Consider the following 10,467-nt stretch of genomic DNA (forward strand, 5'->3'; position numbering starts at 1 on the left):
TATTTGTCTCGCTTAATTTTACAATCGGCGTAATATAATAAATCAGTAAACAAGCAACAAAAAAGATTATGAATAATAATCCAAAAAATAATATAGGTACCTTAACCTTAGAAGGTAATAATAGAATCATCGTGACAATAGCCGTTAATACAAGAATATAAGGTGTTGCCTGTTCAATCGTTTTTTCTCGAATTAAGATCAAAATACTTAGCAATTAAAACTAGGGTATTCAAGTCTGGTAGGGATATATTATTTTCCCATCTAGAAACGGCTTGTCTTGAAATATGTAGATGATTAGCAAGTTGTTGTTGTGAGATATTTCTTTTTTTTTCTTTCATTTTTTATTCGATTCCCAATTTCCAAAATAAAAACTCCTTAAAAAAATATATGGTTAATCATACGGTATTTAAATCCATTTAGCAATGAGGAATTGCGCTATTGCCATTAAGGATTGCTAGTATATCAACAACTATACAGGGTAATATGAATATGAAAAAAAAAGAAAAAAAGAATTAAAATGGAACAAAAAGTGAGTAATAAAAAAAATTTTTGAGCCATTATAATGGCTTTGAAGGAATTAGCCGATTTTCAAGTAACAGAAGTACCTTCATTTATCGAAATCAACAAAAATTTATAGTATGTAAAAGTAGACTTAGAAGAAATTGAAAGGAGGATTCAAAATGAATAATAACTTGAATTATTCACGAAACTCGTGCTTCTCACAAAAAACTTTTGATCAGACTTGCTTATTTCAATTTAATTTTCAACCCATTCGGTATCACTAGATTTACTCTTTGAAGCCGAATCGACTATTCGTAATTATCAAGCGTTGATGAACACTTTGTTGCCTGTAGGTGAGCAAAAGAAAATCCCAATCTATGGGAAACACTTTAGCGTGAAATTGACGAGTATTTTAGACTTTGAAACAGATAAAGTCTATATGGAAGAGAGCGACTCATTTAACGCGGAAGTCTTTTTAGCCATATTTAAATCGGGTCTTGCATTTGTATCCATCGGGTAAAATTGTTATGGTATTAGATAACGTACGTGTTCATCATGAAAGATTATTAACACTTTTTTCAAAGAGAATCCTCGTCTAGAGCAATTATACTTACCGCCCATAAGCCCTCAATTGAATCAGATTGAGGGCTTATGTAAGTGGTTAAAAGAAACTTGTATTAATAACGTCTTCTTCTAGAAAATGTATCAGATTAAACTATCGGTTCGTTCTTTTGTTCGATGGGTAAATACTATTTCGGATAAAGTGATTGATCGGCTTGGTTTATAAAAGTAACTATTTAATAGGATGTATATAGTTAGTTATGACCTAATACTTTCATACTTTACTTTTTCTGTTTATCATAGTTTTAAGTTTTGAATATTAAGAAAATGTTGAATTGTTTTTGAAACACCACCTAATAGTGTTAAGTTTTGATTTAAGGAGCTTATTTGAACTTTAACATCCTTAGAAAAATGACCAGTCATTTGTGCTTGAAGTAGTGGTAACAGTTCGGGAATCTGTCGGTAGATAGAACTATTTATAATTACGATATCTGGATCGTAAACAGCAGAAAAACTGCTAATTGCAATCCCTAAATATTCAGCATTTTTCTTTAAAGCATCCTTTACAATATGGTTGTCTTTTATATACTCGGCAACCACTGTAGCAGAAGTAATATTTTTTCCAAGAGATGCAGACAGCTCACGATACAAAGCACCATGAGAAGCATATTGTTCAAGACAACCATGATTTCCACATGGACAAATTTTCCCATTAGGAATGAGAATAGTATGACCAATCTCTCCAGCTTTTCGATGTTTTCCATTTCTAAGTAGCCCATTCTCTACGATTCCAGCTCCAATACCAGTATGAATGCTCAAACTGATAAGACTATCAGTTCTTGAAGTAAAAGTATATTCTCCTAAGGCAGCTAAGTTTGCCTCGTTTTCTAAATAAACAGGAAAATTAAATTGTTGTATCAGTTGCTCTTTTAAATTTCGGGGCAATTGATAATTAGGTGTATAAAGAATGGTATCTTCGTCAATTAAACCATGAATTCCTATGCAGAGACCCACAATGTCATGTGGTGTTTTTGGCAATATTGAAGTCAAATCATTGATTACACGTAAAATCTGTTCTAACGAATTTTCAATTGTTATATCGAGATCATGAAAACTGACTTCAGATACGATTTCTCCATCAATATATGTAAGAACGCCTTCGATGTAATGGGGGGCAACATCTAATGCTAATGAAAGTGCCGCTTTACTGTTGAATGTCAACATAATTGGTTTCCGACCACCTAAGTTGCTAGCGTTACCGACGCGAGTCTCGACAATTAATTTATCGTCTAATAACTTTTTGGTGATGGAAGAAACTGAAGCTTTATTTAATCCGCTAATCTCAGCTAGAGCAGCTCGTGAAATTTCTTTTTCATCAATCAATGTTTTTAGAATGATTGCTTCATTATGTTCTCTAATAGTGTACTTACTATTGATCATGGTATGTTAACTCCTTTTTATAAAAATACTTGACAAGTCTTTTTTTTTAATTTATCATATTCAATATAGGTTAGTTTAACGTACAAACTAACTAAAAGCAAGATATTTATTTAAAGGAGGTTTAAGAATAATTTTTTATATCAGATAATGAAAGCGTTTTTATGTTAGATACTTGTACACTATGAACCAGACTCTTTTGAGAACCTTGTAAACTAATGTATATATTTCGGCGAGACGTCAATGAAAAAACTGTAAAAATTTATTAGAGACATTTTTGAACTTTATCAAACATTAAATATGGAGTACTTTTTTTTCTGTGATATTAATATTATTTTTGAGGATAACTTGCTAGAAGAATAGAAGAAATTTTTACGAATATTGATAGAATTACAGGATTAATCAAAGAGAAGACATAAGAAACGAACATTAAACTATTATGGATTCCCCGTAAAGATATTTTCTGATCCACACTGTGTAACGGAGGTGTCATCTATTAATCATGAAGATATTCAATCATATGTTGCTTCATAAGTAAAAAAATTTAATATCTCAAAAAACTAGGAAGGGAGTGCTATTAGTGTTTTGGAGTGTATAAAGGTTATAAATTATTATTAAATATTGATATGAAATTTTAATATAACAATATTGATTTTCTATTCAAAAAAATTATTACTTATAGTGGGAAATTGGTCATAAAGTACAATTATTATTATAGAAAAATTAGTAAGCGTTATCAAAAAATAGTATTACTGTTATGTGGGAACCACAATAGAAATTATTAAATATCATGCTGCAGAAGGTTACTTCAAATTAAATCTAGAAGAAAATCATACAACATGAGCTGATTATATATTCGAGTATGAAACATTAGAAAATGATGAAATTACTCCTGACGGGATTAATTTCGATTCAAAAGCCTATCATTTATCACTTGAAATGCAAGACTTATTACTAGCTTCCATTGCTTATTAGGAAGCTTAGTCCTGCGTGGTACGCTAAGCTGTTAAACTGAAATGTTACTACTTCTACAATAATTGAAAAGAAAAATGCTACGCTAACTTTAAAGAAAGTATTATTGCTGATATTATTGCTAATAAAAAATTTGAGTCATTAGTCAAATATATTTAAAGAATGATCGACACGACATACACTTGAATCCAATCATCTTAAATATGTGAAGAACATTCTAAATTATCATCTGTATTTAGAAGTATTAATCTAGTGAGTGAAAAAATATTTTTATAGGAGGAAATCATGAAAAACAATTTGGTATTTAAAACAATGGTATTAGGTCTATGTGTTGTGACTTTGACAGGGTGTATGTCAAAGACTAATGCAAAGAATGAATCTAGCAGGGAAAAATCAGTCGCCGAAGAAGGACCTTTTGGAAAGTATAATCCGCCAATCGATGTTTCATTTGTAAGAGCGGTTGATGATGATATGTCAACAAATATACTTCCCAAGACACCTGGTGAAACTGTTGAGAATAATCGCTGGTTAGATTCATACAGCGAAAATTTAGGGATTAATGTAACCTACGATTGGACAGTCAAAGGTGGTTATGCTGATGACACATACAAACAAAAGATGAATTTAACGCTCTCATCGGGTGATTTACCAGATGTCATAAAAGTAGATGCGACTACACTAAAACAGCTTGCACAGTCAGGAGAAATTGAAGATCTTACTGAAGTTTGGAATGAGTACGCCTCTGATTTCGCCAAAGAGACCTATGCGGGAGAAGGAGATTCAGTTCTTAATTCTGCGAAAGTAGATGGAAAATTAATGGCTATTCCTGAAATGGATAGTTCATTAGAAAGTGCACAATATATATGGATCAGAAAAGATTGGCTTGATAAATTAGGACTTGACGCACCAACAACTATGCAGGAATTATTGAAGATATCTGAAGCGTTTACAACTGGAGATCCAGATGGTAATGGTGAAGATGATACATACGGTCTTGCATTAACAAAAGATTTCTATTCAGGTTGGGGAGGTTCTGAAGGTTTTTTTGCAGGGTACCATGCTTATCCAAATATTTGGGTTGAAAAAGATGGAAAACTACAATATGGTAGTGTGCAGCCAGAAGTAAAAACGGCTCTATCTGCTCTTGCAGACATGTATAAAAAAGGTGAAATTGATAAAGAATTTGGAATCAAAGAAGGTAGTATTGTTGCCGAGATGGTTGCATCGGGAAAAGTTGGAATAGATTTTGGAGAACAGTGGAATCCAATGTATCCGTTAATTTCAAACTATAACAATGATGAAAATGCCAATTGGATATCATATCCTCTTGTATCCATTGATGATGAACAGGCAAAGGTTCCTTTGAAATTTAGAACACAGTTGTACTACGCAGTTAGAAAAGGATTTGACTATCCGGAAGTACCAGTTAAAATGGCAAATCAATTCTTAGAAACAAACTGGGGGGAAGATAGTGAGTTTGGGTATTACTATATGCCACAAGAAATTGATAATGTTGGTGTTTGGAAGTTTAGTCCAGTGACTCCACACCAAGCTACAAAAAACTTAGACGTTTTTAATGCAATTGAGGAAGCAAGAAAAAATGGCACTCAAAGTGAGCTAGAAGGCGAAGCAAAAGTTGTTAATGATAACGTTGAAGGCTTCCTTGCTGGTGATAAAGTCCAATGGGGTTGGGAAAAAATATATGGAATTGAGGGAGCTTTTAAGAAAATGCAAGGATACCAAGAGAACGGTTTACTTCTTTATGATAGTTTTGTAGGAGCACCAACTGAAACAATGGTGGAAAAAAGAGCAACCTTAGAAAAAATGGAAAAAGAAGTCTTTATTAAAATTATTATGGGTGAAGCTCCAATCGATGACTTTGACAAGTTTGTAGAAGATTACTATAAGCTCGGAGGTGAAAATATCACCAAAGAAGTAAATGATTGGAAAGATTCCTTATAGAAGGTGAGTGGTTGAGATATGTCCGGGTTTAAAAAGTTAGTGCGTGAATTCCCTCTTCATTTGATGCTACTACCAGGGGTTATATTGTTGATAGTTTTTAGCTATATTCCGATGGCAGGAGTTATTATCGCTTTCCAAAAATTTATACCTGCTAAGGGGATGTTTGGAGATCAAGAGTTTATTGGACTTGAAAACTTTAAATATGTATTTAATCTTCCGAATTTTGGGGGTGTAATTTATAACACAGTGATAATTGCCATCTTCAAAATTTTATTAGGGCTGATTGTACCATTAATTGTTACTATTCTAATAAATGAACTTAAAAATGTCTTAGTAAAAAAGGGTATTCAAACTGCTATTTACTTACCGCATTTTCTTTCATGGGTAGTGTTAGGTGGAATTTTTATTGACATTCTTTCTCCTTCAGACGGAATTGTAAATAAATTAATTGAAGCATTTGGTGGTGAATCAGTTTTTTTCCTTGGTAGTAATGAAACATTTCGAGGAACAATGGTTGTAACAGAAACTTGGAAAGAGTTTGGCTATGGGACAATTGTTTATCTTGCGGCAGTAACAGGGATTGACCCTGGACTGTACGAAGCGGCTAAGATAGATGGTGCAAATCGTTGGCAACAGATTTGGCATGTAACGTTACCTGGTATAAGAATTGTCATTGTACTTATGACAGTATTATCACTGGGGAACGTTTTAAATGCAGGGTTTGATCAGATATTTAATTTATATAGTCCACCTGTTTATGCTAGTGGAGATATATTGGATACGTTTGTTTATAGAATTGGGTTACTCGATGCCCAGTTTGGTGTTGCAACGGCGGTAGGTTTATTCAAATCTATTATCTCATTTTTATTTGTTTCAATATCATATTTAGCAGCATACAAGTTTGCTGATTATGAACTATTTTAGGAGGCTTTATGATGGAAAAGAAAAAAATAGATACTTTTAATCTAGTGAATACATTATTCTTGGTATCATTAGCCCTTCTCTGCTTGATACCTTTGTTACATATTTTAGCAGTATCACTAAGTTCTAGTGATGCTGCTGCAACTGGGAAAGTCATTTTGTGGCCAAAGGATTTTTCATTAAATTCGTATTCGTTTGTTGCTAAAAGACCTCAGTTTTGGCGAGCAATGGGCATTTCAGTTACGAGAATTGGTTTAGGAGGATTTACTAACACTTTTTTGGCAATTCTTTGTGCATATCCTTTAGCAAAACCCAAGAGTCAATTTAAATATAGGACAGTTTATGCGTGGTTTTTCTTCGTAACAATGCTATTTAACGGAGGTCTTATTCCGTCTTTTTTAGTCGTCAAACAGCTAGGCTTAATTGATACGATGTGGTCTTTAATCTTACCGACTGCGGTCCCAGTATTTAGCGTAATTCTACTCTTGAACTTCTTTAAACAAATTCCACGTTCATTAGATGAGGCGGCTGAAATGGACGGGGCTAGTCAGTGGTTAAGATTATGGAGAATATATGTGCCGCTATCTACACCAGCGATTGCAACGATACTTTTATTTTCGTTAGTATTCCATTGGAATAGTTGGTTTGATGGGTTGATTTACATGAATAATCCGGATAACTATCCGCTACAAAGTTATATTCAAACAATTGTTGTCCAAAAAACCTTCTCACAACTTTCAAGAGAAGAGATTATGGCATTATCGACTATTTCAGATAAAACACTTAGAAGTGCTCAAATTTTCTTGGGAGCGTTACCAATCGTAGTGGTTTATCCATTCTTACAACGTTTCTTTGTTAAAGGAATTACACTTGGTGGAGTCAAAGAGTAGAAAAAAATTATTTTATAGTCTTTCTAAGTAGATGCGAAATCCCAAAATACGGCTCCGGGATAAAATGCTTAAGTGGAGGTAAGATATATAATGACAAGAATCATAATCGATAGTAATAAGAAAAAAAGTAAAATTAGTAAACATATTTATAGCCATTTTTCAGAACATTTAGGGAGATGTATTTACGAAGGGATTTACGTTGGTAAATCTTCTGAAATTGAAAATGTAAATGGAATGAGAAAAGATGTTGTCAAAGCACTTAAAGAAATGGGTATTCCATCATTAAGATGGCCTGGTGGTTGTTTTGCAGATGAGTATCATTGGAAAGACGGTATTGGAGAAAAATCAAAACGAAAAAAAATGATTAATAATCACTGGGGCGGATTAGTAGAAGACAACTCCTTCGGGACTCATGAATTTCTCGAATTGTGTAAGCAGCTTGAGTGTGAACCTTATATCAACGGGAATATGGGATCAGGGACTGTTCAAGAAATGCAAGAATGGGTGGAATACATGACATCCTCGGATATTTCTCCAATGACTGAACTGCGTCGAGAAAATGGTCAAGAAGATCCTTATAAAGTTAAATATTTTGGTATAGGTAATGAAAACTGGGGTTGCGGAGGCAATATGTGTGCAAGTTACTATTCTCAAGAATACAAGAAATATGCGACCTATGTGAGAGAATACGGAGGGAATAAGTTATTTAAAATTGCTTGTGGCGCTGGTGTTGGAAATACAATTAATGGTCTTAACTTGGATTGGACAGAGGAAGTAATGAAGAATGTATCTCATTTGGCCGACGGTTATTCCTTGCATTACTACACAGTTCCTAGTAACTCATGGGAATGTAAGGGAAGTGCCACGGATTTCACACTCGACGAATACTACATTACTCTACGTAAAGCAACTTGGATTGATGAAATCATCAAACGTCATGCTGCAATCATGAAAAAATACGATGAAGAAAAACGGGTTAAAATAATCTTTGACGAATGGGGTACATGGTACGACGTCCTTGAAGGCTCCAACCCTGGTTTTTTATTTCAACAGAATACCATGCGTGACGCACTGGTTGCTTCTTTGTCACTTGATATTTTTAATAAACATAGTGATATTGTACATATGGCAAACATAGCTCAGATAGTGAATGTTCTGCAATCAGTTATCCTGACTGAGGGTGACAAAATTGTTTTAACACCTACTTATCATGTGTTTAAATTGTATCAAGAGCATCAAGAAGCAACGTTACTTGAGAGTTTTCAAACAGTAGATAAAGTGACATATGGTATCGAAACGAACCTAGCAACTGATGATAAGAGTATCTTTAATCCGAATGCAATTGATAGAAATAATACGCCATTAACGGCAGAAAACCTACCATTGGATGAACTTTCTCATACAGCTTCTATTAATGAGTTAGGGGAAATTTTTGTAACAATAAGTAATTGTTGTCATGATAAGCCTATTTCGACAAATATGGTTATACTAGGAGGAAGTTTTGAAGTCGTAGCAGCTGAAATATTGACAGGTGATTTTAACGAATATAACGATTTCGATGCTAAAAATAACGTATGTCTAAAACCTTTTAAACAATACAAAAAAACTGTCATTGGTGAAGGTTTAGAAGTAATTCAAACAGTTTTACATGTGACATTACCTAAGTGTAGCGTAGTCAGTATCAAATTAAAAAAATAAAAATATAATATTGCCGTCTGTACTTACTCATAAGTTCAGATGGCAATTTTCGGAAGGAGAACATATGAAAACACAAGCTAGAAACCCTTATCTTCCTTCATATGAGTATATACCCGATGGTGAACCTCGTATATTTGAGGGAAGAATTTATATTTATGGAAGTCACGATCAGTTTAACGGTTATGTTTACTGTTTAAATGATTATGTTTGTTATTCGGCTCCTGTTGATGAATTGAACAATTGGCGTTATGAAGGAATCATTTATAGCAAGACAGACGATCCATTAAATGAAGATGGGCGAATGTGTCTTTATGCACCAGATGTTATTAGAGGATTAGATGGCCGCTATTATTTGTATTATATATTAGATAAAGTCTCTGTCGTATCCGTTGCGGTTTGCGACATTCCGGCGGGAAAGTATGAATTTTATGGTTACGTGCACTATCAAGATGGTACGTTGTTAGGTGAAAAATCGACTGATGAACCCCAGTTCGATCCAGCAATTCTAATGGAGAATGGTAAAGTCTATTTATATACCGGATTTGGAGGATTCAATGATGATAGTCGGTCGGGAATGATGGTGACAGTATTGAACGAAGATATGCTAACTATTATTAAGGAACCACAATTTGTTATCCCCTCAGAGTCTCGTGCTAAGGGAACAACTTTTGAAGAACATCCATTTTTTGAAGGTGCCTCAATCCGAAAAATTAATTCCATATATTATTTAGTTTATTCATCTGTTGTTATGCATGAATTATGTTATGCAACTAGTAGCTACCCAACTAAAGGTTTTGAATATCGAGGAGTAGTCATTAGTAATAATGACATCGGCATTGACTCCTATAAACCTATTAATCAGCCAATGTATTATGGTGGAAATAATCACGGAGGTATGGCGTGCATCAATGATGATTGGTATATATTTTATCACCGTCATACAAATGGCACTAATTTTAGTCGTCAAGGCATGGCAGAGCCTATTAAAATACTACCCGATGGTTCAATTCCACAAGTCGAGATGACTTCTTTAGGGATGAATAAAAAACCTTTTTTAGGTACCGGTGAGTATCCAACATACATCGCTTGTAATTTATTCTGTCAGGAAGAAGAGATGTATTCGGCTCCCTTTGATGCTTGGATGAATAACTCATTTCCAAAGATTACTCAAGAAGGCAAAGATGGAGATGCTGAAGTGAGCTATGTTGCAAATATGCGTGAGGGAGCAACAGTTGGTTTTAAATACTTTGATTTTGAAAATATTAAGCATATTAGCATAAAAACAAGAGGCTATGCGGATGGTCGTTTTGAGGTAAAAACCTCGTGGAACGGTGAAGTCATTGGTGAAATTCCGGTTAAGTATACTAATATTTGGACTGAAAACAGCATAGATATCAATATTCCGGATGGTATCCATGCCTTGTATTTTACTTTTAAGGGAAGTGGTCATGCGAGCTTTCTCTCGTTTACGTTAACTTAACTAAAAAAATCCTAGATAAAGTCCATATAATTGTGTAAAAGATAA

General features: G+C 33.8%; 10 protein-coding genes. 7 read left to right on the forward strand and 3 right to left on the reverse strand.

Translation table 11 applies throughout. From position 1 onward, the window contains the following. Together RU93_RS12205 and RU93_RS12415 are read right to left on the reverse strand one after the other, a co-directional pair. Positions 1-214 (reverse strand): hypothetical protein (locus RU93_RS12205; RefSeq protein ID WP_211272604.1); only part of this gene is annotated, 214 nt, incomplete at its 3' end. Next, positions 174-338 carry a helix-turn-helix domain-containing protein gene (locus tag RU93_RS12415; RefSeq protein ID WP_084131456.1) on the reverse strand — a complete coding sequence of 55 codons (165 nt, stop codon included), beginning with the start codon at positions 336-338 and terminating at the stop codon, positions 174-176. The genes RU93_RS12415 and RU93_RS12205, both read right to left, overlap by 41 nt. A gap of 494 nt (positions 339-832) precedes the next feature. Here RU93_RS12415 and RU93_RS12135 point away from each other — a divergent pair, with 494 nt between their 5' ends. Then, positions 833-1,021 carry a hypothetical protein gene (locus RU93_RS12135; protein ID WP_169818125.1) on the forward strand — a complete coding sequence of 63 codons (189 nt, stop codon included), beginning with the start codon at positions 833-835 and terminating at the stop codon, positions 1,019-1,021. A 45-nt stretch (positions 1,022-1,066) separates the two neighbouring features. Next, positions 1,067-1,198, forward strand: a complete 132-nt coding sequence (locus tag RU93_RS12420; RefSeq protein WP_379952633.1) for a transposase — start codon at positions 1,067-1,069, stop codon at positions 1,196-1,198. 161 nt (positions 1,199-1,359) lie between these two features. Here RU93_RS12420 and RU93_RS11665 read toward each other — a convergent pair whose 3' ends face one another. Continuing rightward, positions 1,360-2,502 carry an ROK family transcriptional regulator gene (locus tag RU93_RS11665; RefSeq protein WP_071875804.1) on the reverse strand — a complete coding sequence of 381 codons (1,143 nt, stop codon included), beginning with the start codon at positions 2,500-2,502 and terminating at the stop codon, positions 1,360-1,362. 1,254 nt (positions 2,503-3,756) lie between these two features. Between RU93_RS11665 and RU93_RS11670 the strand changes: the two genes are divergently transcribed. From RU93_RS11670 to RU93_RS11690, 5 genes are all read left to right on the forward strand, one after another. Then, positions 3,757-5,433 (forward strand): extracellular solute-binding protein, encoded by a 1,677-nt coding sequence (locus RU93_RS11670; RefSeq protein ID WP_071875805.1) that lies wholly within the window; start codon positions 3,757-3,759, stop codon positions 5,431-5,433. A gap of 18 nt (positions 5,434-5,451) precedes the next feature. Next, complete coding sequence (locus RU93_RS11675; protein ID WP_071875806.1) at positions 5,452-6,357, forward strand: ABC transporter permease; 906 nt, start codon at positions 5,452-5,454, stop codon at positions 6,355-6,357. Between the two features lie 11 nt (positions 6,358-6,368). Then, the gene (locus tag RU93_RS11680; protein WP_071875807.1) at positions 6,369-7,244 is read left to right on the forward strand and encodes a carbohydrate ABC transporter permease; all 876 of its coding nucleotides are present in this window, start codon (positions 6,369-6,371) and stop codon (positions 7,242-7,244) included. A 90-nt stretch (positions 7,245-7,334) separates the two neighbouring features. After that, complete coding sequence (locus tag RU93_RS11685; RefSeq protein ID WP_071875808.1) at positions 7,335-8,942, forward strand: alpha-N-arabinofuranosidase; 1,608 nt, start codon at positions 7,335-7,337, stop codon at positions 8,940-8,942. Between the two features lie 64 nt (positions 8,943-9,006). Next, the gene (locus RU93_RS11690; RefSeq protein WP_071875809.1) at positions 9,007-10,422 is read left to right on the forward strand and encodes a family 43 glycosylhydrolase; all 1,416 of its coding nucleotides are present in this window, start codon (positions 9,007-9,009) and stop codon (positions 10,420-10,422) included. The last annotated feature ends 45 nt before the right edge of the window (positions 10,423-10,467 follow it).

The organism is Enterococcus aquimarinus, assembly GCF_001885765.1.
Classification (GTDB): domain Bacteria; phylum Bacillota; class Bacilli; order Lactobacillales; family Enterococcaceae; genus Enterococcus_I; species Enterococcus_I aquimarinus.

Excerpts from the sequence above, each read along its gene's own strand:
- RU93_RS12415 (WP_084131456.1), bottom strand. The coding sequence starts at position 338 with ATGAAAGAAAAAAAAAGAAATATCTCACAACAACAACTTGCTAATCAT.
- RU93_RS12135 (WP_169818125.1), top strand. The coding sequence starts at position 833 with ATGAACACTTTGTTGCCTGTAGGTGAGCAAAAGAAAATCCCAATCTAT.
- RU93_RS11665 (WP_071875804.1), bottom strand. The coding sequence starts at position 2,502 with ATGATCAATAGTAAGTACACTATTAGAGAACATAATGAAGCAATCATT.
- RU93_RS11670 (WP_071875805.1), top strand. The coding sequence starts at position 3,757 with ATGAAAAACAATTTGGTATTTAAAACAATGGTATTAGGTCTATGTGTT.
- RU93_RS11675 (WP_071875806.1), top strand. The coding sequence starts at position 5,452 with ATGTCCGGGTTTAAAAAGTTAGTGCGTGAATTCCCTCTTCATTTGATG.
- RU93_RS11680 (WP_071875807.1), top strand. The coding sequence starts at position 6,369 with ATGGAAAAGAAAAAAATAGATACTTTTAATCTAGTGAATACATTATTC.
- RU93_RS11685 (WP_071875808.1), top strand. The coding sequence starts at position 7,335 with ATGACAAGAATCATAATCGATAGTAATAAGAAAAAAAGTAAAATTAGT.
- RU93_RS11690 (WP_071875809.1), top strand. The coding sequence starts at position 9,007 with ATGAAAACACAAGCTAGAAACCCTTATCTTCCTTCATATGAGTATATA.